29 protein-coding genes and 2 pseudogenes are annotated in these 25,553 nt (G+C 49.2%); 16 read left to right on the plus strand and 15 right to left on the minus strand.

What is annotated here, in order from left to right; all coding sequences use genetic code 11:
* Nucleotides 1-2 precede the first annotated feature (2 nt).
* Nucleotides 3-1,340: a murein hydrolase activator EnvC family protein gene (locus KNP81_RS08280; protein WP_029336183.1), complete on the plus strand. Its 1,338-nt coding sequence runs from the start codon at nucleotides 3-5 to the stop codon at nucleotides 1,338-1,340.
* Between the two features lie 770 nt (nucleotides 1,341-2,110).
* Nucleotides 2,111-2,503 carry a FixH family protein gene (locus KNP81_RS08285; RefSeq protein ID WP_029336184.1) on the plus strand — a complete coding sequence of 131 codons (393 nt, stop codon included), beginning with the start codon at nucleotides 2,111-2,113 and terminating at the stop codon, nucleotides 2,501-2,503.
* A gap of 378 nt (nucleotides 2,504-2,881) precedes the next feature.
* On the opposite strand, the pseudogene KNP81_RS08290 reads toward KNP81_RS08285, so the two are convergent.
* The 4 genes and pseudogenes from KNP81_RS08290 to KNP81_RS08305 all read right to left on the minus strand — a co-directional run.
* A pseudogene (locus KNP81_RS08290) lies at nucleotides 2,882-3,010 on the minus strand (ATP-binding protein); the annotation flags it as partial.
* 195 nt (nucleotides 3,011-3,205) lie between these two features.
* Nucleotides 3,206-3,589, minus strand: a complete 384-nt coding sequence (locus tag KNP81_RS08295) for a hypothetical protein (protein ID WP_214719580.1) — start codon at nucleotides 3,587-3,589, stop codon at nucleotides 3,206-3,208.
* A gap of 158 nt (nucleotides 3,590-3,747) precedes the next feature.
* Nucleotides 3,748-3,954 (minus strand): hypothetical protein, encoded by a 207-nt coding sequence (locus KNP81_RS08300; protein WP_029596469.1) that lies wholly within the window; start codon nucleotides 3,952-3,954, stop codon nucleotides 3,748-3,750.
* 391 nt (nucleotides 3,955-4,345) lie between these two features.
* Nucleotides 4,346-4,801 carry a JAB domain-containing protein gene (locus KNP81_RS08305; RefSeq protein WP_035385670.1) on the minus strand — a complete coding sequence of 152 codons (456 nt, stop codon included), beginning with the start codon at nucleotides 4,799-4,801 and terminating at the stop codon, nucleotides 4,346-4,348.
* A 370-nt stretch (nucleotides 4,802-5,171) separates the two neighbouring features.
* On the opposite strand from KNP81_RS08305, the gene KNP81_RS08310 reads away from it, so the two are divergent.
* The gene (locus KNP81_RS08310; RefSeq protein WP_029595514.1) at nucleotides 5,172-5,513 is read left to right on the plus strand and encodes a YolD-like family protein; all 342 of its coding nucleotides are present in this window, start codon (nucleotides 5,172-5,174) and stop codon (nucleotides 5,511-5,513) included.
* Between the two features lie 200 nt (nucleotides 5,514-5,713).
* Here KNP81_RS08310 and KNP81_RS08315 read toward each other — a convergent pair whose 3' ends face one another.
* The 3 genes from KNP81_RS08315 to KNP81_RS08325 form a co-directional block, all read right to left on the minus strand.
* A complete protein-coding gene (locus KNP81_RS08315) occupies nucleotides 5,714-6,673 on the minus strand; it encodes an IS30 family transposase (RefSeq protein WP_114167461.1) in 960 nt (319 codons plus the stop codon).
* 267 nt (nucleotides 6,674-6,940) lie between these two features.
* Nucleotides 6,941-7,483 carry a GNAT family N-acetyltransferase gene (locus KNP81_RS08320; RefSeq protein ID WP_214719581.1) on the minus strand — a complete coding sequence of 181 codons (543 nt, stop codon included), beginning with the start codon at nucleotides 7,481-7,483 and terminating at the stop codon, nucleotides 6,941-6,943.
* Nucleotides 7,484-7,563: 80 nt separating this feature from the next.
* The gene (locus KNP81_RS08325) at nucleotides 7,564-7,959 is read right to left on the minus strand and encodes a hypothetical protein (RefSeq protein ID WP_214719582.1); all 396 of its coding nucleotides are present in this window, start codon (nucleotides 7,957-7,959) and stop codon (nucleotides 7,564-7,566) included.
* 333 nt (nucleotides 7,960-8,292) lie between these two features.
* Between KNP81_RS08325 and KNP81_RS08330 the strand changes: the two genes are divergently transcribed.
* The 6 genes from KNP81_RS08330 to KNP81_RS08355 all read left to right on the plus strand — a co-directional run bounded on the left by KNP81_RS08330 (nucleotide 8,293) and on the right by KNP81_RS08355 (nucleotide 13,149).
* A complete protein-coding gene (locus KNP81_RS08330; protein WP_214719583.1) occupies nucleotides 8,293-9,141 on the plus strand; it encodes a transporter substrate-binding domain-containing protein in 849 nt (282 codons plus the stop codon).
* 6 nt (nucleotides 9,142-9,147) lie between these two features.
* Nucleotides 9,148-9,843: an amino acid ABC transporter permease gene (locus tag KNP81_RS08335; RefSeq protein ID WP_021067457.1), complete on the plus strand. Its 696-nt coding sequence runs from the start codon at nucleotides 9,148-9,150 to the stop codon at nucleotides 9,841-9,843.
* Nucleotides 9,844-9,953: 110 nt separating this feature from the next.
* Nucleotides 9,954-10,127: a hypothetical protein gene (locus KNP81_RS08340; RefSeq protein WP_214719584.1), complete on the plus strand. Its 174-nt coding sequence runs from the start codon at nucleotides 9,954-9,956 to the stop codon at nucleotides 10,125-10,127.
* 109 nt (nucleotides 10,128-10,236) lie between these two features.
* Entirely contained in the window at nucleotides 10,237-11,145 is a 909-nt protein-coding gene (locus KNP81_RS08345) for an AAA family ATPase (RefSeq protein WP_214719585.1), read from the plus strand.
* A gap of 1 nt (nucleotide 11,146) precedes the next feature.
* The gene (locus KNP81_RS08350) at nucleotides 11,147-12,175 is read left to right on the plus strand and encodes a DUF58 domain-containing protein (protein WP_214719586.1); all 1,029 of its coding nucleotides are present in this window, start codon (nucleotides 11,147-11,149) and stop codon (nucleotides 12,173-12,175) included.
* On the plus strand, nucleotides 12,172-13,149 hold the full coding sequence (locus KNP81_RS08355) for a hypothetical protein (RefSeq protein ID WP_214719587.1): 978 nt from the start codon (nucleotides 12,172-12,174) through the stop codon (nucleotides 13,147-13,149). The genes KNP81_RS08350 and KNP81_RS08355 overlap by 4 nt, the downstream gene beginning before the upstream one ends.
* A gap of 49 nt (nucleotides 13,150-13,198) precedes the next feature.
* Here KNP81_RS08355 and cls read toward each other — a convergent pair whose 3' ends face one another.
* A complete protein-coding gene (cls, locus tag KNP81_RS08360) occupies nucleotides 13,199-14,665 on the minus strand; it encodes a cardiolipin synthase (protein ID WP_214719588.1) in 1,467 nt (488 codons plus the stop codon).
* A gap of 121 nt (nucleotides 14,666-14,786) precedes the next feature.
* Nucleotides 14,787-15,569 (minus strand): LysM peptidoglycan-binding and 3D domain-containing protein, encoded by a 783-nt coding sequence (locus KNP81_RS08365; protein WP_214719589.1) that lies wholly within the window; start codon nucleotides 15,567-15,569, stop codon nucleotides 14,787-14,789.
* Between the two features lie 208 nt (nucleotides 15,570-15,777).
* Between KNP81_RS08365 and KNP81_RS08370 the strand changes: the two genes are divergently transcribed.
* Both KNP81_RS08370 and KNP81_RS08375 read left to right on the plus strand, forming a co-directional pair.
* Complete coding sequence (locus KNP81_RS08370) at nucleotides 15,778-16,038, plus strand: DUF1294 domain-containing protein (protein WP_021067450.1); 261 nt, start codon at nucleotides 15,778-15,780, stop codon at nucleotides 16,036-16,038.
* A 140-nt stretch (nucleotides 16,039-16,178) separates the two neighbouring features.
* Complete coding sequence (locus tag KNP81_RS08375; RefSeq protein ID WP_214719590.1) at nucleotides 16,179-16,976, plus strand: AraC family transcriptional regulator; 798 nt, start codon at nucleotides 16,179-16,181, stop codon at nucleotides 16,974-16,976.
* A 33-nt stretch (nucleotides 16,977-17,009) separates the two neighbouring features.
* Here the strand turns inward: KNP81_RS08375 and KNP81_RS08380 are convergent.
* Nucleotides 17,010-17,768: pseudogene (locus tag KNP81_RS08380) on the minus strand (glucose 1-dehydrogenase).
* 193 nt (nucleotides 17,769-17,961) lie between these two features.
* On the opposite strand from KNP81_RS08380, the gene KNP81_RS08385 reads away from it, so the two are divergent.
* A complete protein-coding gene (locus KNP81_RS08385) occupies nucleotides 17,962-18,795 on the plus strand; it encodes an alpha/beta fold hydrolase (protein WP_214719591.1) in 834 nt (277 codons plus the stop codon).
* Complete coding sequence (locus KNP81_RS08390) at nucleotides 18,795-19,334, plus strand: hypothetical protein (protein WP_214719592.1); 540 nt, start codon at nucleotides 18,795-18,797, stop codon at nucleotides 19,332-19,334. Before KNP81_RS08385 ends, KNP81_RS08390 begins: the two co-directional genes overlap by 1 nt.
* A gap of 33 nt (nucleotides 19,335-19,367) precedes the next feature.
* Here KNP81_RS08390 and KNP81_RS08395 read toward each other — a convergent pair whose 3' ends face one another.
* Nucleotides 19,368-19,631, minus strand: coding sequence for an excalibur calcium-binding domain-containing protein (locus KNP81_RS08395; protein WP_113926645.1), 264 nt, complete (start codon nucleotides 19,629-19,631; stop codon nucleotides 19,368-19,370).
* A gap of 505 nt (nucleotides 19,632-20,136) precedes the next feature.
* Between KNP81_RS08395 and KNP81_RS08400 the strand changes: the two genes are divergently transcribed.
* A complete protein-coding gene (locus KNP81_RS08400) occupies nucleotides 20,137-20,352 on the plus strand; it encodes a hypothetical protein (RefSeq protein ID WP_214719593.1) in 216 nt (71 codons plus the stop codon).
* Between the two features lie 89 nt (nucleotides 20,353-20,441).
* Nucleotides 20,442-21,308: an AraC family transcriptional regulator gene (locus tag KNP81_RS08405; RefSeq protein ID WP_214719594.1), complete on the plus strand. Its 867-nt coding sequence runs from the start codon at nucleotides 20,442-20,444 to the stop codon at nucleotides 21,306-21,308.
* Between the two features lie 50 nt (nucleotides 21,309-21,358).
* Here KNP81_RS08405 and bglA read toward each other — a convergent pair whose 3' ends face one another.
* A complete protein-coding gene (gene bglA / locus KNP81_RS08410) occupies nucleotides 21,359-22,813 on the minus strand; it encodes a 6-phospho-beta-glucosidase (protein WP_214719595.1) in 1,455 nt (484 codons plus the stop codon).
* A gap of 158 nt (nucleotides 22,814-22,971) precedes the next feature.
* Between bglA and KNP81_RS08415 the strand changes: the two genes are divergently transcribed.
* Nucleotides 22,972-23,682 carry a GntR family transcriptional regulator gene (locus KNP81_RS08415; protein WP_214719596.1) on the plus strand — a complete coding sequence of 237 codons (711 nt, stop codon included), beginning with the start codon at nucleotides 22,972-22,974 and terminating at the stop codon, nucleotides 23,680-23,682.
* 52 nt (nucleotides 23,683-23,734) lie between these two features.
* Here the strand turns inward: KNP81_RS08415 and KNP81_RS08420 are convergent, their stop codons facing one another.
* From KNP81_RS08420 to KNP81_RS08430, 3 genes are all read right to left on the minus strand, one after another.
* Nucleotides 23,735-23,965, minus strand: a complete 231-nt coding sequence (locus KNP81_RS08420; protein ID WP_214719597.1) for a suppressor of fused domain protein — start codon at nucleotides 23,963-23,965, stop codon at nucleotides 23,735-23,737.
* Nucleotides 23,966-24,323: 358 nt separating this feature from the next.
* The gene (locus tag KNP81_RS08425; protein ID WP_214719598.1) at nucleotides 24,324-24,713 is read right to left on the minus strand and encodes a hypothetical protein; all 390 of its coding nucleotides are present in this window, start codon (nucleotides 24,711-24,713) and stop codon (nucleotides 24,324-24,326) included.
* A 56-nt stretch (nucleotides 24,714-24,769) separates the two neighbouring features.
* Complete coding sequence (locus tag KNP81_RS08430; protein WP_214719599.1) at nucleotides 24,770-25,324, minus strand: hypothetical protein; 555 nt, start codon at nucleotides 25,322-25,324, stop codon at nucleotides 24,770-24,772.
* Nucleotides 25,325-25,553: the final 229 nt, after the last annotated feature.

The raw sequence follows: 25,553 nt of genomic DNA on the forward strand, positions 1-25,553 counted from the left end.
CCATGAAAAAAATTATAGCTTCAACTTTACTTGGTGTTATGTTAGTTCAAAGCGCATCCCCTTCTTACGCTTTAAACTTGACTGAAAAACAAAAAAATATCCAGCAGAAGCAAGCGCAAAATTCTACAGAGCAACGTAAAGCTAATACGTCAATTCAGCAGCGTGAACAAGATATCACACTCGAAGAACAGAAACTGAATGACTTGGAATCCGAGTTACAGGATATTATCAATGAGGTCACCCAGAAGAAGGCTGAAATTCGGACAACCCAAAAGAAAATTGCTCAGATTCAAACTCAAATTAAAGAATTCCAGAAAAAAATGAGCTCTCAAAAGACATTGATGGAAGAACGCATGGTCACGATGCAAAAAAACGGTGGTTCTTCTATAAACTGGGCTGAATTTATTTTTGGTTCAAAAGACTTTGGTGATCTGGTTTCACGCATGATCACCGCAGGGACGATTCAAGAAAATGATCAAGAACTTTTCAAAGAATATCAATCAACAAAAAATAAGCTTCAAATTGCTAAAGCTGAATTGGACACTGAAAAAGATAAGCTTATTAGTCAAAAAGAAGAGCTAGAGAATAGTCAGAAAAAATTGAACGGCAAAATTAAAGTGCGGGCTGCTCAAATAAAAAAATTAGAGGCCGAAAAAATCCAGTTCACATCTAAATTGGTAAGCTTGCAACAAATGGAATCGACGCTTCAAGAACAAGAAAAATCAATTCAAGCAGAGATTGAAGCCCAAAGGCTTGAAGAACAAGCTAAAATTCGTACCAAAGAGGCTGCGCGTAAAGCTGCAGAAGCAAAAAGTGCCGAAAAAAATGAAATCAGCGAGAATAAAGCCTCTCTCGAAAAATCACCAAACTCTGAGAAAGTGGTAAACACTTCAAAGACTACGGATTCACTCGCTTCTCCAACAAGTGGCGGAGTTTTTCAACGTCCAACCTCAGGTATCGTAACCCAAGGATGGGGTCCAGCAGGCGGGGCCAATGGCTACAGCTTCCATAATGCACTAGATACAGCTGGACCAGTAGGAACTCCTATTATGGCTGCTCAAACAGGAACTGTAACTCGAGCAGGCTGGGGTGGACCTTATGGAAATCATGTCATCATTACGCATGTCATAGGCGGTCAAGTTTGGACTACCCTTTATGCTCACATGAGCTCATTGTCCGTTTCCGCCGGACAACGTGTGACCCGAGGACAGAACATCGGTGCGATGGGGAGTACCGGAAATTCGACCGGTTCTCATTTACACTTTGAAGTCCATCGAGGAAACTATTCGTACTCAGCTACAAGTGCAGGGAATACAGTCAACCCATCCCAATTTTTCTGAATTTCAGAGGCGAAATTGTTTAACACTATATAATTACTTCAGTAAATCACTTAATATTTAGACCACAGAATATTAGATGCCCCGTAAAAGTTGGACCTGATAATCTAATTTTTATGGGGCGATTTTTATGTCCGAAAGCTTTTAAAGTCTCGGTGACCAAACGCTAACTGACTCGCAAGAAAAACTTCAGAAAGTTAGGATGAGCTTTCGTTCGTGCCCCCACCCCCCTACGAGTGCCTGGGGAATACAATCTCAGGTGCGACATACACATTCACTATGTAGATATTAAAAACGATATGGATGGGTAGACAATCTTTAATCGATTCAATCTTGAAGTACAGACTCTTCTCTCCTTTGATGACCTTCAACTGGCAATATACGTCGAGACGAACCTTAGGTTACTAAGGCCGTGTCTAACGGTCGATGATAAATTTACGGATATGAAGGTCCAAATTCAAACCTAGGTTGTCGAAGTCACCAGATGATCTATTTCATGATCCAACTTTTTGGATTAAGTTCAATTAATATCTTTTGAACTTAATATATAAAATTGAACTTAATATATAAAATGTACATTTCTTTATTTTTTATATAGAAAAGTAAACCAATCGAGCATACGACGCTCTATAAAGTCTTGAACCTTAAAAGTGACATGGGGTCTATGCTCGATAGCTAATAAGATTGCATGATCAGGTCACTTTTAATGTAATAATCAATACATCACATTTTCGTGTATGTTAATATTAAATCGTTTAAAGGAGAGAAAAAAGATGGCAAGGTTTTTTTCACTGTTGATTGTTTTGTTAGTATTATCTGGTTGTGGAAGTACAGTAAGCAATAATGGACCTGAAGTGATTCCAGAATTAATTGATGTACAATTTAAAACAGATCCTGAAATAGTAAAAGCAAACGAAGTTATTGAACTTATAGCAACTGTTTCTCAAGGAAACGAGAAAGTAGACGATGCGGATAAAGTTGAATTCGAGATATGGAAAGAAGGCCAAGAGGAAAGCCAACACGAAAAAATTGAAGCCAATTATCAACAAGACGGACTGTATGTAATTTCTTATATTTTTGAAGAGCCCGGTAAATACTTTATATATTCACATACGACAGCAAGAAGCTATCATTCTATGCCCAAAAACGAAATATTAGTAAAATAATAAATTTTAATTATTACAATTAATAATATAGACGAGCTAATCCATGATGAAAAAACTCGTTTTTATTGAATCGCGCGACAACATCAACCTTGTGATATATGCTCGAAAAATACCAATTTTATGATATATCCTTTCCGCTCCAATGTCTGATACGTCCATTCCGTCGCTCCACCTTGGAAACTACCATCAGTTGTATGCTTATATGTAGGAATATAAACGCGAGTCAAATAGAGTCACATTGCTCAAACGCATCCTCAAAAACTCGAAGGATGCGTTTTTTGTCCTGCTGAGTATTGCGGATACAGAGAGCCACTAGTGCGGACGACTGAGCGAGTCAATATGAAGAAAAAGGCCATCGACTCATCGATGGCCAAGATCTTAGCTTATCCCTAGCCCGTGGTGTTCCCTCATTGAGGTTTCGCCATCGACCAGGATTTTATAGGAGTCGTGTACGATCCTGTCGAGAATTGCGTCCGCGATTTGGGCCTGTCCTAGATTCGAATGCCACTCCGCGTGGCGTTAGACGCGCCCACGCTCTTGCTTTTGACGTTGCCCTTACGCTCCGTGCCTCCCGTTAGAAAGGGCCAGGAACATAGAGATGCGGCGGTGAGCCAGCAGCTCTTGTTATCGGGCCGTCAGGGGGGCAGCGGTGCGATGAGCGACTTCGCCATAAGGCGTTAGACGCTCACGCATGAGCCCGGATTACCATTCCTTCTCCCATGCCCCGTCTTCAGACACGCCCCAATCCTCGAAGCGATACTTGATGAGCCACTGGACATGCATCACCTCATATTCGAATACACCCTTGGAGAGCTCTGAGACCACAAAACTGACGTCTCCCTTCCCCACCACCCATGTCCCATATAGATATACGATCTTAATCGGACGCTCTTCTGCATCCAGATAGATCACCACCCGGAAGTAAGGCGAGTTCCGTCCGTCATCAAACCGGACGACCTTCTCGACGCAATGTTCCTTGTCGACAACACGCATCCACTCGGGATGTTCCATCAGTTCCGAGAACACGGTCCGGACGAACGGATCCAATCCATCGAACGCATAGTCATCAAGTATCCGCTCGTCCATCACGTCTCCCCCCTTCTGGTCCTCTCTAAAACGATTCCCCGTCCAGAGCCAGTTCAGTCCTTGTTCATGAACCTACAGAAATGAAGACTTTAAAAAATGTATACATGTATACGCGTATACAAATCTACATGTATACATGTATACAAATATTTTTGTTCTTATGTACGACGATTCCGTCGAATCATATTGGTATTGAAAAAGACGGTGAGGTGGGTCAAGCGTTCTCCTTCCTTCACATCACAAAGAAGATCCATGCTCACAAGTTTTAAGTCGTCAAAATCTTCTTGGAGCCGGTCCGGAAGGCGTCGAAGCAATACCTCCGTCATCTCGTCCATCGTCTGTTGATCTAGTTGGTAGCTGTCCATCTGAATCATCCTCTCCTGTTGATAGCCTCATGATACCTCGCATCCACGCAATCAACATCTCGGCTTATTTCACGTAAGCCCTGGTGTTGTTTCAAACAAGCCCTAGGGCTTGTTTAGAAATCATGGTCATTTTCAATAAACAAACTATGTTGTCACTTCTACCATTTCATCAAACAATCTTCTTATGAGACAGACCAAAACAACGTCCAATTTTCACACACGAACCATCTCGTTTTCGTTATACGAAAACGGACCTTTTCCCGGATCCCGCCCCACGGATCCAGGCGAGAGCAACGCGAGTCGCCCATCCCGTCAAAGAAAAACGTACGTTTTTCGTCCTTGCCCTTCCCGGACGGACCGGGACCGGTCCCCCGGCCCCACTCCATTCCGTTCAACCCATGTAACCTCGCTGTTTCATGCTGACGTACGACTCGTCCGCTCCGAGGATGAGATGGTCGAGCACCGGGATGCCGATGAGGTCCCCCGCCTCATGTAACCGTTCGGAGACGAGGATGTCCTCCCGGCTCGGCGTCGGGTCCCCGCTCGGGTGCTGATGACAGACGATGAGGCACGAGGCGTTGTTCAAGATGGCGCATTTGAAGACCTCCCGTGGGTGGACGACACTCGAGTTGACGCTCCCGACGTGTGCCCGGTGGACGCCGATGACCCGGTTCTTTGTGTTGAGCATGATGACGAGGAACACTTCACGGTCGTCGTCCCCGATGAACGAGGAACCGATTTGTCGGGCACTGTCCGGTGATTGGATGATGGCGTGCTCGAGAGCGACCATCTCCTCGCGAATCTCTTGTTTGATACGAATGACCTCGATGATGGATGTAAGTTCCATGATGGTTTGTCCCCTTTCGGATAAGCCGAGCTCAGAACGAACACCGTTGTGCGTCCTGTTGACGGGAACGAAGCGAGCGTCGGGAGACGGTGCAAGGGCGACCGCAGGGAGAGCCTCAAAAAAATGCGTAGAGCAAACGGAGGGACAGGCTTCCGGAGCCAACGAGCGAAAAGCCTCGCTTTGAGCCTAAAGCGAAGGAAGACGGCCTGAGGGCGCGTCATTTTTTTGACGTCCCTTGCACCGAAGACCAGCGAGCTAGAGTACGGAAACAGGACGCACGGATTACCAATCACGAAAAAGGCTGTTCAAACGGGACAAATCGGGTATAAAATAAGAACAAACGTTCGTTTTATTGAGAGGGGTAATTATTATGACGATGTATCGCGATCGGGGCGAATTGAAATGGATCCCATTCCTCATGCCCGAGCACAAGGCGCTACTGACGAAATACTATAAAGAGATTCAAAAAATTGAGATGCCAGATATCGATGAACAGGTCCTATCGGTCTATGAGAATGTGCTGAACGACGCGATCTTCAGCGGAGATTTGGTAGAGGTAAAATATGTGGAGAAGCGGGAGATGAAACGATTCAGAGGATTCGTGCACCGGACGAACTACATGGAGCGGACCGTCGAGCTGGCCAATCAAAGGGAAGGGATCATCCATGTGCCGTTCGAGGCAATCATTCACGTCGAACAATCGATAGACTAACGCCCTGGCGGTTGTTCGAAGTCTGCGTCACGAAACGTAGTGTCGTTCCTCGACTTTTTCAGAAATAAAAAGGGCGGATAAATATAGTTTTTTCGCATCTAAACTAGACTGCTATAATAAAAAAGAAGACTTTGACTTTTATAAATACCATCTTTTTATAAATAACGAAAGAATCTAAAACATATTGGAGGTTCCGTTTGTCAATTTAAGCTAGACAGATCGACTCCATTCAGGTGACTCAAAAATGCCTCCAACGGTGTGCGGTAATTCAGTGACTTTCTTGGGATGTTATTCCGCTTGTCGGCCACCGACGAAATGAATGTTTGATCCACCTGGTTGAAGTCCATTTCCTTTGCCAAGCCGTCTTTCCGCAGGAGCCCGTTGGAGTTTTCATTCAAGGCGCGCTGAGAAGGCGTGCCGGGATCCGCAAAGTAAATCGAGACGTCGTGCCGGTTGCACAACGGTTTCCAATTGGAGAATTCCTTGCCGCAATCAAACGTGATGGATTTGAACAGATTTCTCGGGACCCCTTGGAACCACTGGTTCAACGCAGTTTCAATATCGCAAGCCTTGCGTCCTGCAGGCTTCAGGGCGATGATGACTTTCGTCAGCCGTTCGACCAGCGTGATCACCGCACTTTTGTGGCGGGCACCCACAATGGTGTCGCCTTCGATATGCCCGAACTCTTTTTTGAACGACGGGTTGTCGGCTTCCCGTTCGGAAATATGGCGTTTGAACGCCTGTTTTCCCCGGCGTTCCTGGTGTCCATTGGGTTTCCGTTTTCCTTTCATCGGCAGCGTGGCGGCGTCAAAGACCTGATTTTTGAACATGCGATAGATGGTGCGCGCGGAACAATCGATGGCCGTTTCTGCCCGGCCGACAATGACATCCGGCGTCCAGCCCTGCGCCACCTTGTCTTGAACATAGGCCACTTGTTTCTTCGGCAGGACAATCTTCCGCCGGCCGCAGCGTTTCTTATTTTTCTTGTATTGCGTGTAGAAGTCGAGCGCTGTATGTCCTGATTTCAGGAAATTGATGACGTTGTAGATTGGCTGCCTGGAACGGTTCATCAACTTAGCAATGATCGCTACAGGTATATTTTGGCGGTGGTAGGATTCTATCATCACCAGTTCATCCGTGGTAAGATGGGTGTAGGTCATTCGTGATCACTCCTATGTTTTTCTTTGGTCGGAAAATACATTGTGAGTGTACCACGAATGGCTTTTTCAATTGTCTAGCTTAATTTTACAATCGGCTATTAATGAATGAATGATTAATTTTTGAAAACTTTTTTGTGTTAATTGAATTTAAGTAGAAAAGAGAAGAAGCTTTTGGGCTTCCTCTCTTCCGATAATATATGTTATGTTAACTAGAAGAAAAACAGAGAAAATCGATGTCAGATGTGACATCTCTCCTCTCGAAAAAAATCAGAAAATCTTGTACCAATACAACGTCATGTCGATGTTCGGATTGCCGGTGTGTTTGAGAGTATCGACACCGCCGAGCGCGAACCCTTCTTTCGCATAAAATCGACACGCGATCACGTTATCGTTCTGCGCTTCGAGTGACAATCCAAGCAACGACTGTTTTTTTGCCCACGTCTCTGCAACTTGCATCAGCAAATGCCCAAGCCCGCTGTTGCGATAGCTGCCACGGATCGCGATGTTCTCGATATAAGCAAAACGGTTCCAGTCTTTCACCACACGGATTTGTCCAATACATGTCGTCTCGTCGAATGCCAAGAATACTTGTTTGTCCTCACTGTTGATGTATTCATGCCAGTCTAGTGAATCGTCCGGGAAGCTCGTCTCATGGGCTTTCTCATATAACTGTTCCTCATACATCCAAACCCCGTCACAAAAGCTCGGGATGATTTTCCCGATGACTGGAAACGCATTATTGGCTTCGTTTACGACGCTGATGGAATACTCATCTAACGCTTTGATCGAGATGTTCGGTTCTTCTTCCATTGCATCTTTCTCCCTTCATATGTAATGACCGCTCCATCCCAAAACCAAATGGTCTCACCAGACTAGCCATACAGTGACCGTCATAAAATCAGAGTCGGTGGATTTGTCGACAACACTTCAATTACATCGTATGATGTCAAGAAAACGTAATGCTGAATATTATAAACCGCTTCGTAAATGTTTGTTGATTCTTCAGCTAGCCATTTTAAATAGCTGGAATCGGTCACTTGAAAGAGTGTCCAATTGCTAAAAAAATCAGTGTCATAATGTTTGTATAAATGTTCTAGCGTTCTAATAAGCGTTCCTTCGTCTGTATGTCGATACGACAGCACTAGTCCGTCAAACAAGAATGTATACGTGTTCTCATGCGTATCCATAAACACGAGTCTTAATCCGTCTTTATCATCAATTAGAGCCTGCAGATATAGTTTGGCCGGTATCTCTGGATTGACTGTCCATCTCTCCCATTTTTCCATTTGCCCCCCGCTCTCCTCATTTTAATATGTTACGAATAAGCCTTTACTATCTATCATACATGAATTATTAAAATTCACATGCGTCGGAGTCGGCTGATCAACACGATGATATTTTTACTTAAACCGTATTGTTCAAACCGACATCCATTGATCTGTTTCATCATAATTACTAAACTGTGTCATTCGATTGAATCCTTCATTCATCAACATGTTAGCGCTTTATGGATTTATGTTTCAAAAATAACTTTAACGCTGTTCATCCGCTCTTAGGAGTTGCCTGTAAGCGGATGTCATGCTATTTTTAGACAGATGATAACTTAAGGAGGAACTTGAATGAAACGTATGACTAAAGGTTTGGCATCATCCCTATTACTGGCTGTCCCGCTCGCGGCGTGTGGTGATTCTAGCACCGATCAGGCCGAAACTTCGCGCTGGGACGAAATCAAAAAAGACGGTACGCTCACGGTCGGTACGGCCGGTACGCTCTATCCGGCCTCGTTCCGTGAAGAAGATAGCGATACATTGACTGGGTTTGACGTCGAGCTCATGAAAGAGATCGGGAAACGCCTTGACCTCGAGGTCCAATTCAAAGAGATGGCGTTCGACAACATGTTGACTAGCGTTCAAAACGGACAAGTTGACGTCGCCGCAAACGATATCTCGGTCACAGACGACCGTAAAGAGAAGTTCGCCTTCTCGACGCCATACAAGTACACGTACGGGACGGCCATCGTTCGCAAGAGCGACCTGTCTGGCATCGAGTCACTTGAGGACTTGAAAGGCAAAAAGGCCGCCGGAGAAGCGACAACCGTCTTCATGGACGTAGCACGTCAATACGGGGCGGAGGAAGTCATCTATGACAACGCCACGAACGACCAGTACCTCCGTGACGTCTCGACAGGACGGACCGACGTCATCTTGAACGACTACTATCTCCAGACGCTCGCCCTCGCCTTCTTCCCGGAGTTCGACATCACGATCCACCCGGATATCGCCTATAACCCACAGGAAGTTGCGTTCTTGATGGATAAGGAGAATACAGAGCTTCAAGAGAACATCGACCGCGTCCTTACGGAGATGCTTGAAGACGGCACGGTGAAAGAGTTGTCGGAAACGTTCTATAACGGTGCCGACGTCTCGGTCGAACCGGACGTCGACGCGACCATCGTCGAATTGGACTAAGCGCTCATGTTCGAAGGTGTGAAATGGGAAGCGATTTTTGACGTCGACTTGGCTGTGCGCTCATTCCCTTATCTGCTAGGCGGCTTGCCGAACACGCTTTGGATCTCATTTGTCAGCATGTTCTTCGGCTTGTTGCTCGGTCTCGTGCTCGCCCTTGGGAAACTGTCACCGTCCCGGTTGCTTCGGTTCCCATCGACGTTCTATATCTCGTTCATGCGGGGTGTACCGATTTTGATTATCCTGTTCATCTTATACTCAGGGTTTCCATTCATCGGCATCGAGTTCGCAGCGCTGACGGCGGCAATCATCGGGTTTAGTCTGAACTCGGCGGCCTATATCGCGGAAATCGTCCGGGCTGCGATCCGTGCCGTTGATCCGGGACAGGTCGAGGCGGCCCGCTCGCTCGGGATGAACAAGTGGCTGACGCTAAAAGGGGTCATCTTGCCGCAGGCGACTCGGATTGCCCTCCCCCCGCTTTCGAACGTGTTCCTCGATTTGATTAAAGCGAGTTCGCTCGCCGCCATGATCACCGTTCCGGAAATTTTCAACAAGGCGAAAATCGTCGGGGGCCGGGAATTCGATTATATGACCGTCTACTTGGTCGTCGCCTTGATTTATTGGGGCATCTGTACATTCATGTCGTTCTTCCAGGACTGGTTGGAGCGGCATTTTGAACGCTATTTGGATACACCGAAACGATGACTGACTTGCCTCATACAGGCAGGTCAGTTTTTTTGTCGGGCAGTTATTGCGGAAGTGACATGATATAGTCAACCTATTCCATATTGAGATTCAAAGGAGAGACATCGCCTATGTTCTCAAAGTTATTATTCGGATCATCCGTCCTCATCACACTTACGTATATTTTGTTCGATGGGCCGGCCTGGGTCAGTGCCTTGAATCCATTCACGAGTATGATCGTCTTGTATTACTTGATTTTCGAGTTCCCGAGCCGTAAGAAAACGAAAACGTCTTCTTCGGATTGAACATGGTAACCTACATATTTGGCAGCACCGTTCTTTAGCGTTCCATCTCAGTCCGCGAGTGTGCTATGATTTTTATAAATATTCAGAAAATAGACGGGGGACTTACATTATGGTGCAACAATGGACGACACATTTAAACGATCAAGTGATTGGGCAGTCGAAGGCGATTAAGCTGTCGACGATCGCCCTTCTCTCCGGGGGCCACGTTCTGCTCGAGGACCGGCCTGGGACCGGCAAGACGACTCTCGCGCGAAGCTTGGCGACGTCGGTCTCGGCCGCGTTCCAACGCGTGCAATGTACACCGGACACGCTACCGAGTGACATCTTAGGGATGGAGCTGTTCAATCCTACGACGGGCACGTTCGAGCGCCGGCCTGGACCGATTTTCACGTCAATCTTACTCGTCGATGAGATTAACCGGACGACACCACGGACGCAGTCGGCCCTATTGGAGGCGATGCAGGAGCGACAAGTGACGCTCGGTGAGGTGTCGCTTCGTCTACCGGACCCGTTCTTCGTCATCGCGACGCAAAACCCGTTCGATGGGCAAGGGACGTTCCCGTTGCCACAGGCTCAACTCGACCGCTTCTTGTTCAAACTGTCGCTCGCCCCGTTGTCTCGGGAGTCGGAACGCAGGTTGCTTCGGAACGAGCATTTGAGTGCGGCTCCTTTCACGTTGCAACAGACCGAACTTGCCGAAATGCAGCAAGCCGTCCGTGACGTCTTGTTCCACGAGGCGATGGAGGATTATCTCCTCGATTTCGTAGAGGCGCTTCGTCATCACCGGGATATTGAGGTCGGACCGAGCCCGCGGGCGACGCTCGCCTACACGATGGCGGCTCGGGCGCATGCCTATATGGACGGACGGGATTACGTATCACCGGAAGACATCCGCGCGCTCGCTTTGCCGATTCTCGGGCACCGCATCGTCTTGACGGTCGAGGCGTCGCTCAAGACGAAGCCGTCCAAATTGATCAAGTCTGTTTTGGAGACCATCCCGGTCCCGTCAGAGGTGTGATATGCAACTCGTCAGCCCTCGCTACCTCGAGTCCGGGTATATGTGGCTCTTGTTCGTCGTCGGGGTGTTCACCGCCCTATACGGCAACGTCTTCTTCGCGAGTGTGATTATCGGCTTTAGCCTGTATGCGCTCATCATGCCGGAGCTGTTGTTCCGGCTCGCTGAATACGTACATGTCGAAGTGACCGACGAGCTGAAGCTGTTCCCGAACGATGAAGAGACGTATACAATCAAATTGGTTTCAACTGCTCCTGTCCCGCTCGGTGTCGTCCGTCTGTCAGGATATCTCCATCCTACCGTCGAGTCAGAGGAACACGCCTTCTGGCGCCAAGAGAACTATGTCGGACGTGAGGCGGCCGTCGCCTATACGCTCCCGCTCAAGGCAATTCGACGTGGCCCGATCCGCATGGAGGCAATCGGTATGGAGATTCGTGACCCGCTCCGTATGTTCTCACTCTATAAGGAAGACCCGCTCGACCGCATCGGTTATGTCTTCCCTGAATTCCTGCCTTATCCGATCCCGAAGCGGCCACCGACGTTACCAGGGGAAGAGATGGTCCGACATAGCGCCTACCGTGACCCGGAGACGTTCCAGTCGGTGGCGCCATATCACGGCCAGCCGATGCGGCAACTTTATTGGTCGGCCTATGCGAAGACCGGCGAACTGCTCGCCCGTACCGAGCAACCCGTCCAAGCGAACGAATATGTCGTCGTGCTCGACTTGCTGACGAAAGACGGACGCGCCCTTACCCATCAGATGGAGCGGTTGATCTCGCAGGCGGCAGCGCTATGTCGCGACTTCGAAAAAGAGAACGCAAGCTACGGGCTGATTGTTCCGACATTGACGAAGGAAGGGATCACTTATGATCTCGCCCCGGGGAGCGGTGAGACGCACTTCCGCAAGGTCATGACGACGCTCGCCTGTCTATCGGAGCGTGATTTCCCGCTCGCCCGGTCGCTGTTCGAACGGAAAGTCGCCAAATACGGCGGCAGCCAATCGATTTTACGGCTCGGAGGTGACGGCCGATGAGACTACTTTGGTGGGTATTCGCCGCTTTCTATGTCGGTCATGCGTTTCCGCTCGTCTTTCTCTTGACGCTCCGCTTGCCGCGCAACTGGCAACTCGGTGTCCAGACGGCACTCAGCATCGCCGCCCTTTGGTTTTCTTATGAGATGAGCGTGACGTTGCTCTTGTTCACGTACGTCCATGCCTTTATCCGGACGCTCGACTGGACGGACCGTTACGCGATCGCCAGCGTGCTCTTCTTGATCGTCGATTGGTTGTTCCCGCCGGCGTCGCAGCCGCTCGCGATGATCGTCTTCCCGTTCTTGTTCTTGTTTTGGCAGCGGAGCCTATATTACCGCCGTGACTATAAACGGATGCTGTCGACACTCGTCGTCGCCATCGCGATCGGTCTCGGACTGGCCGTGGTCATCAGGACAATCAAAGAGTTATTGTTCGGTAACCTCGTCGCCTGGATTCGTCCAATCTTCGTGTGGATCGGGGGTTGGTTCGATGGGTTCAACTTGGATCCGACCGACCGCGTCAACCGGATTCTCGTGCCGGACAATCCGAACATCGATGCTGAGACGATTTCGAATGAGACGTTGCTCGAATCGGCGACGAATCAATCGCTGTTCTTGATTTTGGCTTTTCTCGTCCTTTTGGTCGGGTTGGTCGCCTTGTTCATCTATTTGCAACGCCGTAAAGAGATTCAAGAGGATGTCACGGTACCGAAGCAGCGTCATCAGGCAACGGATACCGGGCGTCGCGTCACACGGGCCCCACGGCACGTCCGCTTGCTCGATGCCGGGCGTCGGCTCGAACAGGCCCATCCTCGCCAACGTGAAGAGACGGTCATGGAATGGTTCGAACGCATCGGATTCAGCGAAGGAAGTCGCTTCGCCGTCTGGCTCGAGGCCGCCGAGTACGGGGAGAAAGAAGCCCCGGTACCCATCGTCGAGGCGTTCGAACGACATGTCACCCAGACGCTTAAAAAATAAGAGACCAGTCAGTTCGCCGGGCACTCCCGGACGGTCTGACTGGTCTTTTTTAAAGAATTGGGCTGAGCAAGCGTGACACGCTCTCTTTGAAACGGATCCATTTCGTTCGTGTCTCATAACGCTCAATCGTTAACCTGTCGGCACATGCGAGGTCTCGATTGAATGCATCGATGACAGACTGGGCAACGACTTCGTCATAGACGAGCGCTGAGATCTCGAAATTGAGACGGAAACTACGCGCGTCGATGTTCGTCGTGCCGATCGAGGCGACCTCGCCATCGATGACGAGCGTCTTCGCATGGAGGAACCCACCTTCATACGTATATACTTCGGCACCGTAGCGGACGAGCTCGGCCGCATTCGTATACGTCGCCCAATAGACAAACATGTGATCCGGCTTGTTCGGAATCATCAGGCGGATTTTCGTCCCAGACATGAGCGCGTTACGGCAGGCGTCAAGGAAGCTAGCGTCAGGGATGAAATATGGGGTCTGGATGTAAATCGTCTCTTTCGCCTCGGTGATCATCTTGACGAGCATATTTTTCAAGTGCTCGGTCGACGAGTTCGGGCCAGATGTGACGATTTGTACCGGTGACCGGGACGTCTCGAGTAGAGAAGTCGGCCAAAGGAAGTCCTCTTTCTCGGCCCGGTGTTTCGTCGGTACGGCACGGTTCCAATCGAGGAGGAAACGCTCGAGCAATTCACGAACCGCCTCCCCTCTCATCCGCAGATGCACATCGCGCCAATAGCCAAACTGACGGTTCGTCCCGAGGTATTCATTCCCGACATTGAAACCGCCGATATAGCCGACTTCCCTATCAATGATACATAGCTTTCGGTGATTCCGGTTGTTGACGCGGAAGTTGATACCGAGGCGTGACGGGAAGAACGACTTCACCTCGCCGCCGTGCGCGAGGAGCTGTTTGAAATGGGAACGTCGCAATCCCCGTGAGCCGACGGCGTCATAGAGCAGACGTACTTTGACGCCTTCCTTGGCCCGGCGCGTGAGTGCCTCGATGAGCGCTTGGCCGAGCGAGTCATTTTGAATGATATAGTACTGGATGTTGATTTCCTGCGTCGCCATCTCGATGTCATGGAATAACGCCTCGAACTTCTGCTCGCCATCATGGATGACCTGAATCGCATTATGATACGTCACGAGCGCATTTGTGGAGGATAAGTTCAAGCGGGCGAGCCTTCGATATTTTGACAAGAGCGGGTCATGAGCGAACAGCCCCTCATGTGCATCAAGCTCGGTCAATTGGTCGTCGACGTGTTTGGCGTACTCGTGACGACGTTCCTCGTCGACTTGATAAAAGTTGTTCGATTTGATTAACCGTCCGAAGAAGATGTAGATGAAAAAACCGAGCAGTGGGATGAAAAACAGTACGAGCAACCAAGCCCATGTCGAACCAATGTCACGCCGCTCGAAAAAGATGATGGTGACGGCGAACGTGACGTTCAAGACAATCAGCACGATACCGAGAATACTGATGATGATTTCAGTTGGGACCATCTCGACGCCTCCTTTATCCTCTAGTTTACCCGATGATGGGCAAAACGAAATGCTCGTTTACAGATACCGCGTCTACAACACAAAAAAACACCGCGCTTGCGGTGTTTTTGGGGTAAATCGATTAGTTTAAGATTGTGATTTGAACTGATTTACGACCGAAGTTGAGCGCTTGCTCTTGTGTCGGCATCAAGAGGTCAATCTTGTTACCTTTGATGGCGCCGCCAGTATCTCCAGCAATTGCTTCGCCGTAGCCTTCAACATAAACTTTAGAGCCGAGTGGGATGACTGAAGGGTCAACCGCGATGACTTTTTGGTTCGGGTTCGAGCGGACGTCGATTCCTGTTGCCGTGATTCCTGAGCATCCTGCACAGTATGGCGTGTAAGCCGTTGCTTCCACAGTCATCGTCTTACCTGAAGCCGGAGCTTGGGTTTGCGTTGTCGACGTAGACTGTTTCGTCACTGGTGCAGATGTTGATGCTTTTGGTTTAGCGGCTGGTGCACTGTTTGCAACCGATGCTGCGTTGGCACCTTTTACAGAGAATTGTTGACCAGGGAAAATGAGATCTGATTTAAGACCGTTCCATGTCATCAATTGGTTGACAGATACGCCGTTGTTTGTCGCGATGCGATACAACGTGTCGCCTGCTTTAACTGTATACGTTTTTGAAGCGCTTGAAGCTTTAGCTTCTGACTTCGCGAGCTTCAATACTTGATTCGGATAGATCATATTAGAGTTTAAGCCGTTCGCTTGTTTGATATCATTTACAGATACGTTGTTGTTCACGGCGATACGGTAAAGTGTATCTCCAGACTGAACTGTGTGTGTTGATGCTGCCGAAGCTGGAGCAGCGACTCCTAAACTAAGGCCAGCGAGTGCCGTTAGTGTCAATAGTGGTTTTTTCATAAGAATATTCCTCCCTTTTCTAACGCCCCCTTACTGTAACACCTGTATATTTCACTGCCGTTACAGCCTCATATGAGAGTGATATCAGTTCAGTTACAGAAGCTTTCAAGGGGATGAGAGGAGTCTGAATTTTTACAATCCAGATACAAATGGCTTTGTTGAGCCATTTTCGACTATACTATAGAGAAGAGAAAGGAGGTTTTAGTCTTTGGAACTATTGCTGCTATATTACATTGTGACTAATTTACTAGCATTTATGTCATTTTTCCTCGATAAACGCCGTGCGAAATCAGGGGAATGGCGAATTTCAGAACGGACGTTACTCATTCTCGTCTGGATCGGTGGGGCATTCGGCGCCTATCTCGCGATGCGTCTCTTCCGTCATAAGACGTTGAAGCCGATGTTTCGGATTGGTGTCCCAATCGCCATCTTGGTGCACGCCGGTATCACGGGCTGGTTCATCTTCTGACGTCCTTATATAGAAGAAACTCGTTCGTACTGTCCAACGAAGGTGTCATCGAAATGTCTGAATTGACGCTTGGTGGCGAGAAAACAAAGTCTCCACCCGGTGCGAAACCGAAATAAATGTTCGATTGTTGAGGTGTAGTGATGAATGTCGAAACAAACATGATTGATGTCCAGTCGTGGACCGAACGGACGATGGAGATCGGGTTCACGACCAATGAACAGTTTCAAATCTGGCTGGTCACCCAAGGCCAAGTCGAGATTCGGATCAACGGTACCCGTTCAAGGCTCCGGGCCGGGATGGCATTGATGCTCGACCGCGGACAGGTCATAAAAGTCGAGCGGACAGATGACTCGTTTCAAATGACGATGCTTCATGTCGACCCGTTCGACTTGGTGGCACCGCCGCTCGCGGAGCAATACGTCACACCGTTCATCGAGACGATCGGCCATCACATGCTGCATCCGGCAGAACCGGGTGACAAGGCCATCCTCGAGACGCTTCAGAAAGTCATCAGGAGTTTAAAGAAAGACTCGGCTTTCGCGATGCTCGATGCGACACTGCAGCTTGCCGTGGTCTGGCGCTATTGGATTCAACGGCCGCCCGTGACGAGACAGCATGGGCAAGCGCGCATGCAACGCATGATTTCCTATATACACGACCACGACACGATGAAGCTGTCGCTTGAAGACATCGCTGCTGCCGGTGGACTGAGCCGGGCCGAATGTTGCCGTTACTTTTCAAAATGGGGGGACACCTCGCCGCTCGCTTATGTCCAAGACGTCCGGATGCAGCGGGCCGCACGTCTGTTGCATCAATCGACAGATCCGGTCGCCGAGATCGCAAAACGTCTCGGTTACACGAGCGTGAGCCATTTCGTCCAGACGTTCAAGAAAGTACATAATCGAACGCCGCTCGCGTTTCGCAAACAGAAGACATAACAAAAGCCGACGCGCGCGTGTCGGCTTTTCTCGTCAACGAGCGGTCCAACCGCCGTCTGCTTTCAAGACGTCGCCATTGACGAAACTCGAATCATCGGAGGCGAGGAACAACGAGACCTTGGCGATCTGCTCCGGTTCACCCATCGGTGCCTCCCCTGCCCCTTGGATGGCCCGCATCCCGAGCTCGCTCGGTGCGGTGATGGTGCCGCCGATATTCGTATTGACCCCGCCCGGTGCGATGGCGTTGGCCCGAATCTTGTTGAACGTACCATACGTGGCGGCAATGTTTTTCGTCAGCCCGATCAGTGCGTGCTTTGAGGCGACGTACGAGGCACCGCCCCGTGTCCCGAACAGGCCACCGACCGAGGCGTTATTGATGATGACGCCGCCCGTTTCTTGCTTGTCCATAATATGAATCGCGGCCCGGGCCAATTTCATCGGTCCGGTCAAGTTGACGGCGATGACGCGGTCCCACACTTCATCCGTCACTTCGCCGACCGTCAAAAAGTTGTCCATGATGCCGGCGTTGTTCACCAAGATATCGAGCGAACCGAACGTGCTCGTCGCCGTCTCGACCATCTTGTCGATATCTTTCTGCTTCGTGACGTTCCCCGAGACACCGACGGCTTCCCCACCGCTCGCTTTAATCTATGAGGCAATCGCCTCGACCGAGTCCCCGTTCATGTCGACGGCGACGACGCGTGCCCCTTCCTCGGCAAACAGTTTGGCGATGGCCCGACCCATCCCTGACCCGGCCCCGGTGACGAGTGCCGTTTTACCCGATAATTTCACACCGCATTCCTCCTTGTTGAGATAACTCACAGCGACAGAGAAAACGACAAGTGCAACCTGCTCACGTGTCATTAGTCTATACCCGGATTTGGAGGAAAACGTATCTCTGTTTGGAAGAATCTGCTTCTGTTCCAATCACTAGTCACGTACAATGGAAAGATACAGATATTGGGAGTTGGAAGGTGGGATTCAATTGAATCGTTATCATGCAGAAGTGATGGGAAGCAAGACACCCGTTATATTTTTACCGGCTGGAGGATTCACCGGAGAAGAGGGCCGTTCACTCGCTGAGGCGCTATGCGACGACTTCGAGGTGCATTTGCTGGATTTGCCAGGGTTCGGACGAAGTGAAGGTATCGATCGCCTTGTGACGTCCGAACAGTTGGCGGATTGGGTGAACGACTACGTCGTCACACATCGACTTGGACCCGTCCACGTGATGGCGCATTCGCTCGGCGGTGCGGTCGGTCTCGCTTTCGCCACGCATTTTCCAAAGCAAGTGGAGCGGCTTGTCTTGCTCGACCAAGGGCATAAGGCGTTCCCGCGCGTTCCGTTGAGAGAGTATGGGGTGTTCGGTCTTGCCGTCCCGCTCCTGAGCGGATTTTATTATCTGTTTGGACCTCGACTCGTTCGGAAAATCGAGACGAAAATTATTTCAGACAAAGTGTCATCTCCGATACAAGAGAAACAACTCCAGACGTTCTGCGCACAGACAGGTCTCCTTGAACGAGACGAGATTCGACGTGCGTTGGACGCCTCGGCTAAGCTCGGACGAGGCGGATCGGCTTCTATCACCTTGACGTGCCGCAGCTCATGCGTTCACTGCAAGTCCCAACCTTGCGATTTTGTCGGACTGGACGACAAAGAAGCCCGATTGACGATGTCAGCCATTCTAGACCTGCAACGACATGAGCTGCCGATCACTTACATAAGAATGACAGGTGGCCACTTCGTCCATTGGAATCCTGCGTTCCCGATTGAACAAGTGCGACAGTTTTTACAAACTGAGAAAGCGAGCGGTCTCTAATGAACCGTCAGCAAAAGATTGTCCTCGTTCTTGTGTGCTTATTGTTGGTATATGCCGGAGTGGCCTGGACATTTGATTCGACGAAGCAGCTACAGTTGCCCGAGGGAGCGGAACCGATCCTCACCTACTCCGTTGATGACCGTGACATGAGTCTTCGCTTTTTCACGAACAGCTATACCGTCGAGGAATGGAGCGACGAGCCGGTTGCGCAAAGCATAGGTCTTGAACTTACTGTCGACAATCAGGCTCGGTCGATTACATCTGAATCGCTGTCCGAGGCAGGTCTCACGTGGTCGACTTTCGGCCAATCATGCGGAGATACGTCAGCATGTTCCCCGTACGATATCCTTTACGGGATGAACCATGGCGAGACGAGCCGGGTCGTCGTCGAGTTGAACGGGGAACGGTTCGAACCGGAGCTGTTGAAGACGAAGGCCGGGAATGATGTCTGGTTCGTGCTCGTCGACCAAATCGAGTCGATTGAGTCAATCACTGGCTACGATGCTGAAGGGGATATATCGTACCGCTTTAATAACTAAAAAAGAGACGGAGGACCGCTGTCCTCTCATCTCTTAGCGTTCGCAGGCGATAAAGTCTTTGTCGCGGTCTTTCGATTTGTTTGCTTCATACAGCGTGGCGCTGACATACGGCTTGTACTTCGTCTTGCCGCCTTTGTTTTTCGTCGTCTTCGTCTTGGCGACCCCGCCCTTGTACGTCTTATTCAGTTCTGTGCAATTCTTAAATTTTTTAGGTGCGGCGTCCACGGTTTCTGACGGCGCGACACTGAGCGTGAACAACGCGATGCCGGCGATGGTCGCGCGAAGTAGTTTCTTCATGATTGTTTCCTCCTTGATCACAAACGATATGCGTTACCATTCTCGTTCATTATAGGAGGGATTAGGATAACTAACCTGATTTATAAAATGTTCAAATGAAAGGACCATCACATTGACCTTATCACCGTTTCATATCGACAATAATAATGAACAAGTTTATCAAGGGAATTTGCTTGTCTCGGAACACGAGATAGTTGAACCGCTTACTTTGGAGTTCATCGAACGGTTGGTGTTTGGTCCTGAGGCCATCAAGTGTTTGATCACCCGACACCATTCTTCGCGGCGGATCCAGTTAGAAGAACAGCCACTCGACCAACTACAGACATTGTGGGACAAGACATTCAAACACCAGATCACCTTTGATCATGCGTTTTCTCTTGACGACTTTCCGAACGGATCTTGTTGGACGATACGCGTCTGGCAAGGATACGACTGTTGGTATCTCGTCTTTACCGAGCATCACTGATTTCATTGTTAACAAACCCGCAAAGAAAGGGAATTAGTTATGGACTTACTTATATTGATGCAGGACCGGGCCCTCCCGCTACTCTTGCTCGCATTGTTTCTCATGCTGAACGTGGTGTTTGTCATCGGGATTTGGAAACGACGACACCACTTTTCCAAAGGATTCCTCGCGTTCGCGAGCTCGCTTGCGTTTCTACTCATGACGTCATCGGTCATCCTTTTCATGTTCACGATGTTCATCGGCTACAACCAGTGATGTCTTTTATCCGATGATATCCGTATTGAAATTATCGAGTGCCCCTACGATGTTCGAAGTATGATGAATGCAGAAAGGAGGGAATGTAGATGCTTGAATTATTGAACCGATTGATGGACCACATCGATCAACGTCTAACAGAAGACATCACGAATCAGGATATCACACGCATCGTCGGGGTCTCCGACTATCATTTTCGACGCATGTTTTCCTACATGGCCGGGATGACGCTCAATGAATACATCCGAAATCGTCGGCTGTCAGAAGCAAATAAGGACTTGATTCATGGGAAATCGGTCACGGACGTGGCGTATACGTATGGATACCAATCCGTCGATGGGTTCTCGCGAGCGTTTCGAGACTGGTGTGGCTTTTTACCTTCAGAAGTGATCAAGAACAAGATTCAAAAGTCGTTCCCGAAATTCACTTTCTTCATCGACATCAAAGGAGGAATTTCAATGGAATTCAAATTAGAACATAAACCTTCATTCAAGGTCGTCGGCGTGTCCAAACGCGTCCCGATTCAGTTCGAAGGCGTGAATCATGACATCGTCGAGTTGGCGCAGTCAATCACGGCGCAACAGCGAAGCGAGATGCATCAATTGGCGGACCTTTATCCAAATCAAGTGCTCAACGTATCGTACGACTTCGATGAAGGCTATTTGGACGAAACGGGTTCACTCACGCACATGATTGGCTTCGCGACGACGCAAGATAATCCGTATGAGGATCTTGAACAGATTACGATCGAGTCGAACCTGTGGGCCGTCTTCCCGAATACCGGCCCGTTCCCGGAGACGCTCCAGGAGACGATGGCCAAGACGTATGCCGAATGGCTGCCGACGTCGGGATACGAGTTGGCCGACTTGCCTAGTATCTCGTTTACGAAGCATGACGGACCGTCGGACAACGTCTATAGCGAAGTGTGGGTGGCGGTCAAACCGAAAACGACATAAGCACAGAAAAACACCTCCTGAAGACAATTGTCTTCAGGAGGTGTTGTCGTTTACTTCGAAGGCTCGTGCGCGAGCGCTTCACCATTCGTCTCGATCACATGCTTGTACCAATCGAACGAGTCTTTCTTCATCCGCTCCATCGAGCCGTTGCCCTCGTTGTCCCGGTCGACGTAAATCATGCCGTATCGTTTCTTCATCTCACCCGTCGTGAACGAGACGATGTCGATGATGCCCCACGGTGTGTAACCGATCAAGTCGACGCCGTCATAGACGACCGCTTGTTTCAACTGCTCGATGTGTGCCTTCAAATAGTCGATGCGGGCCGCATCATGGATCTTCCCATCGACGATCTCATCGACGGCCCCGAATCCGTTCTCGACGATGAAGAGCGGGATTTGATAGCGGTCATACAACCGGTTGAGTACGTAGCGGAGGCCGACCGGGTCGATTGCCCATCCCCAGTCGCTCGACTTAATGTATGGGTTCTCGACGCCGTTCGGTAGACCGCCATTGACGATGTCACCACTGTTGTCGGCGACAACGTCACTCTTCACGGTCGTCGACATGTAGTAGCTGAAACCGAGATAGTCGACGGTCCCGTTCTTCAAGATTTCCTCATCCCCGTCAAGGAACGGGATTGTGTACCCTTCCCGCTCGAACTCGTTCAAGGCATAGCTCGGGTACACCCCGCGCACTTGCACGTCCGGGAAGAAGTAACGCTGACGCATCATCTCTTCGGCGAGCATGACGTCGTCCGGGTTTGACGAGAACGGATAGATCGGCACGTGTGATACCATCGCCCCGATCTCGAAGTCCGGGTTGATCGCTTTCCCTTTCGCGACGGCGAGCGCGCTCGCAATCAACTCATGGTGCCCCGTCTGATACATCACTTCACGGGCGTTCTCCCCGTCTTCGATGATGACGCCAGAGTTCGTCCATAAGAAGAGCGGGTTGTTGACGTCCATCTTGTTGTTGATCTCGTTGAACGTCATCCAATATTTGACCTTGTCTTTATAGCGATCGAAACACACCTCGGCGAAGCGGACGAAATGGTCGACGACGGCACGGTTGCGGAACCCGCCGTACTCACGTGCGAGGTTAAGCGGCATCTCGAAGTGGGACAACGTGATGATTGGCTCGATGTCGTGCTTCAACAGCTCGTCGAACAAGTCGTCATAAAATTGGAGCCCTGCCTCGTTCGGCTCCGCATCGTCCCCGTTCGGGAAGATCCGGCTCCAACCGATCGACGTGCGGAGACACTTCAAGCCCATCTCAGCGAAGAGCGCGACGTCTTCTTTATAACGGTGATAGAAGTCGATTGCTTCATGGTTCGGATAAAATTCGTCCGGCTCGACCTTGTCCGTGATCCGACGCGCGACGCCATGAGCGCCGGCCGTCAACACGTCGACGACGCTCGGCCCTTTGCCGTCGGCGTCCCAGCCGCCTTCAAATTGGTGGGCGGCTAGAGCGCCGCCCCATAGAAAGTCTTTTGGTAATGTCTTCATTGTTGTTCCTCCTTTTCAACTTTAAATCTCCAGTACTGAATCATACTCGTCAAGTATAATTGTACCGGTACAATTATACAAGTACGATACATTTTGTATTCTCGACGAAATGGTGACGTGGTACAATCAAAGCAGATCATACGAGGTGAGGATACCACATGCTAAAATACCAACAGATTGCAACAGAGATTGAACAATACATCAATCAACACGATTTGAAGCAAGGAGATAAATTGCCCGTCCTCGAACAGTTGATGAGCCAATATGCCGTCAGTAAGAGCACGATCACGAAAGCGCTCGAGTTGCTCGAGCGAAAAGGCATCATCTTTCAATTGCGTGGGAGCGGCATCTTCGTCCGGCGCCACAACCGCCCAGGTTATATGAGCCTGTTCTCGACGCAAGGATTCAAGAGCAACCTCGGGGGCCGCATTCTGACATCGGATGTGCTCGACGTCTCGGTGACAAAGCCCGACGAGACGATTGCAGCGAACCTCGGTATTGACGTGACAGATGACGTCTATCGTGTCGAACGCGTCCGCTATGTTGACGGCGAGGTGTTCTGTTACGAGAAATCGTATTACGTGAAGGCGATTGTGCCGTATTTGAACCGGGAGATTGTCGCCGACTCGATTTTCGATTACGTCCAAGGCGCACTCGGCGTCACCATCGGCTTCTCGGACATGTACATGCAGGTCGGGCGGTTGGACGAGACCGAAGCCCGGTACCTCGACCTAAAGAAGAATGACCCGACGCTTCGCATCGAGACGATCTTTCATCTGACGAACGGAAAGCCGTTCGACTACTCACGCATCACGTACCACTACGAGCATTCGCAGTTCGTCGTCCAAGCGAACGGTCCATATATGTAAAACAAGCCCTCATGCATGCGCATGGGGGCTTGTCAGTTAACAGGGATTCGGTTTAGACGAGCGGTTTGCGTTTCAAATCGAGCAGTTCGTCATCCGTTTCATAAAGCAATTCGTCGAACGCTTCGGCACCGTGCTCCTCGATGAAACGTTCCTCTGACGGGAAAATCGGGACGAACCAGACGACGAGCACGTCGTGGGATTCGCCTTTATATTTTAAAAACGATGGATCTGAGTAGAACGGTGCGGTCACGTAGATGGAGGAAAACTTGTATTGTTTGAGCACACCTTTTGGCAGGCTGAAGTATTCATCTAAATCGAACGCTTGATGTGTCTCGAGCGCATGGGTTACTAAGTGCTACACCAACTGGACGATGTCATCTTCGGCACGCTTTTGTTTGAAGTGAAACAACAGTTCTTGATGGGCGAGCGATCCATCCTCGAATTGAAGGGAATGCAGATGTAATCCTAGTGTTGCCACGCTCACGATGCCAAAAAGTTTTGGCTCCTTCAATTTGAGTATTTGGACATGGTCCTCCAGTAAATCGGGGACGTCGTATCCAGCGACAAATTCTCTACAATGGGCTTCTAGATGTTCTAAATAATCCAATGGTTACTCCTACTTTCTTTTAGCGCATACGACTTTATTGAGTGAAATCGTTATACGCATCAGAATCGACCGTGCACATTTTCTGAATATAGTTTAAACGATCAGATTCGCTAGGAAAAGTGTGAGGCGTGAGTATGATGTCACACGAGGCCTGGGCGACGTGATGCAGTAGCTGTTCGACGACTTCAAACACCTCTGCCAAGTGCTCTGGACTCAATCGAACGTCCGGGGTCACAAGGTAACTGACCTGAATGACGTTTTCTTTCGACTCAAAAAGAGAAGCTTCATGTTCAGAAAACCATGGATAGTCGGTGAGCTCGCTTCGTCTTTTCTCATCTTTAATCACGAGGAATGCGTCACTCTCGTCAAGTCGTACTCGCCAAACCTCACTATCGAGCGATTTGAATTCTCTAAGTGTATTCAAGGTTCACCCCCTTGTATGGATTGTTTTTGAGAGAATTAACAATAACGACTTTTGTTTTATTCTAAATACATGCCAATGTCTAAAAGCTTCTCTTCTAAATGTCTGAGATTTATATTTGTATGAATCCCCATCAGATAATCAAACCTAACAAAAACTTTGAGCGATTGTTCTTTCTTGTTTGGTGGATACGATTCTAAGTGTAAATAAAGCTCTTCTCTCAACAATAATCGAATCACACGATCGACTCTCCACCCCGTCAAAACCGTTCCTTTTTTCACACCTTTGTACAAAGCTGTCGTTTTTAAATCATATAGGTTCTTTGGAAAAGTAGGTAGATGATATTCGTGAGCTGAGAGAGCTCCTCTCTTCTCAATATATGTAACCTTGAGGTCGGTCACCTTGCAATAATCCATAATTATGTTCACCGACTTCACATATGCATCTTCACTTCTCATGTATTCCTCGAAATTAAGTATAACGCCATCAAACGACTTTCCAACATCGGATATTGATGTCCACTCGTTTTTTTCGTAGCCACCGAACTCATCTCGGTATTCTGGATTGTATTTGCTTAATCTATATCGATACATCTCTCCACCTGATTTCTGCATGTGATTTTGCTCTAAATACCATGCAAATATAATCTTATGACATGATGGATTGTGTAGTCTTCAAAAGAGTCTCCTATTCTTCAGATTGAATAAAATCTCCGCCAAACGTCCATCCATTTTGTTGCAACATTTTTTCAAATTGCTCATTGAACCGATTGATATCAATAGGCTTATTTTTTTGTACAGCTCCAATTCGTCAAAATAATTTGTGACGCGCTATGCACAAGCT

Origin of the sequence: Exiguobacterium sp. s149 (assembly GCF_018618395.1) — a bacterium.
In the GTDB taxonomy this organism is placed as follows: domain Bacteria; phylum Bacillota; class Bacilli; order Exiguobacteriales; family Exiguobacteriaceae; genus Exiguobacterium; species Exiguobacterium chiriqhucha.

Bases quoted from the DNA above. Each gene is read 5' to 3' on its own strand.
- KNP81_RS08280 (WP_029336183.1), top strand. From the start codon at position 3: ATGAAAAAAATTATAGCTTCAACTTTACTTGGTGTTATGTTAGTTCAA.
- KNP81_RS08285 (WP_029336184.1), top strand. From the start codon at position 2,111: ATGGCAAGGTTTTTTTCACTGTTGATTGTTTTGTTAGTATTATCTGGT.
- KNP81_RS08295 (WP_214719580.1), bottom strand. From the start codon at position 3,589: ATGGACGAGCGGATACTTGATGACTATGCGTTCGATGGATTGGATCCG.
- KNP81_RS08300 (WP_029596469.1), bottom strand. From the start codon at position 3,954: ATGGACAGCTACCAACTAGATCAACAGACGATGGACGAGATGACGGAG.
- KNP81_RS08305 (WP_035385670.1), bottom strand. From the start codon at position 4,801: ATGGAACTTACATCCATCATCGAGGTCATTCGTATCAAACAAGAGATT.
- KNP81_RS08310 (WP_029595514.1), top strand. From the start codon at position 5,172: ATGACGATGTATCGCGATCGGGGCGAATTGAAATGGATCCCATTCCTC.
- KNP81_RS08315 (WP_114167461.1), bottom strand. From the start codon at position 6,673: ATGACCTACACCCATCTTACCACGGATGAACTGGTGATGATAGAATCC.
- KNP81_RS08320 (WP_214719581.1), bottom strand. From the start codon at position 7,483: ATGGAAGAAGAACCGAACATCTCGATCAAAGCGTTAGATGAGTATTCC.
- KNP81_RS08325 (WP_214719582.1), bottom strand. From the start codon at position 7,959: ATGGAAAAATGGGAGAGATGGACAGTCAATCCAGAGATACCGGCCAAA.
- KNP81_RS08330 (WP_214719583.1), top strand. From the start codon at position 8,293: ATGAAACGTATGACTAAAGGTTTGGCATCATCCCTATTACTGGCTGTC.
- KNP81_RS08335 (WP_021067457.1), top strand. From the start codon at position 9,148: ATGTTCGAAGGTGTGAAATGGGAAGCGATTTTTGACGTCGACTTGGCT.
- KNP81_RS08340 (WP_214719584.1), top strand. From the start codon at position 9,954: ATGTTCTCAAAGTTATTATTCGGATCATCCGTCCTCATCACACTTACG.
- KNP81_RS08345 (WP_214719585.1), top strand. From the start codon at position 10,237: ATGGTGCAACAATGGACGACACATTTAAACGATCAAGTGATTGGGCAG.
- KNP81_RS08350 (WP_214719586.1), top strand. From the start codon at position 11,147: ATGCAACTCGTCAGCCCTCGCTACCTCGAGTCCGGGTATATGTGGCTC.
- KNP81_RS08355 (WP_214719587.1), top strand. From the start codon at position 12,172: ATGAGACTACTTTGGTGGGTATTCGCCGCTTTCTATGTCGGTCATGCG.
- cls (WP_214719588.1), bottom strand. From the start codon at position 14,665: ATGGTCCCAACTGAAATCATCATCAGTATTCTCGGTATCGTGCTGATT.
- KNP81_RS08365 (WP_214719589.1), bottom strand. From the start codon at position 15,569: ATGAAAAAACCACTATTGACACTAACGGCACTCGCTGGCCTTAGTTTA.
- KNP81_RS08375 (WP_214719590.1), top strand. From the start codon at position 16,179: ATGAATGTCGAAACAAACATGATTGATGTCCAGTCGTGGACCGAACGG.
- KNP81_RS08390 (WP_214719592.1), top strand. From the start codon at position 18,795: ATGAACCGTCAGCAAAAGATTGTCCTCGTTCTTGTGTGCTTATTGTTG.
- KNP81_RS08395 (WP_113926645.1), bottom strand. From the start codon at position 19,631: ATGAAGAAACTACTTCGCGCGACCATCGCCGGCATCGCGTTGTTCACG.
- KNP81_RS08400 (WP_214719593.1), top strand. From the start codon at position 20,137: ATGGACTTACTTATATTGATGCAGGACCGGGCCCTCCCGCTACTCTTG.
- KNP81_RS08405 (WP_214719594.1), top strand. From the start codon at position 20,442: ATGCTTGAATTATTGAACCGATTGATGGACCACATCGATCAACGTCTA.
- bglA (WP_214719595.1), bottom strand. From the start codon at position 22,813: ATGAAGACATTACCAAAAGACTTTCTATGGGGCGGCGCTCTAGCCGCC.
- KNP81_RS08415 (WP_214719596.1), top strand. From the start codon at position 22,972: ATGCTAAAATACCAACAGATTGCAACAGAGATTGAACAATACATCAAT.
- KNP81_RS08430 (WP_214719599.1), bottom strand. From the start codon at position 25,324: ATGCAGAAATCAGGTGGAGAGATGTATCGATATAGATTAAGCAAATAC.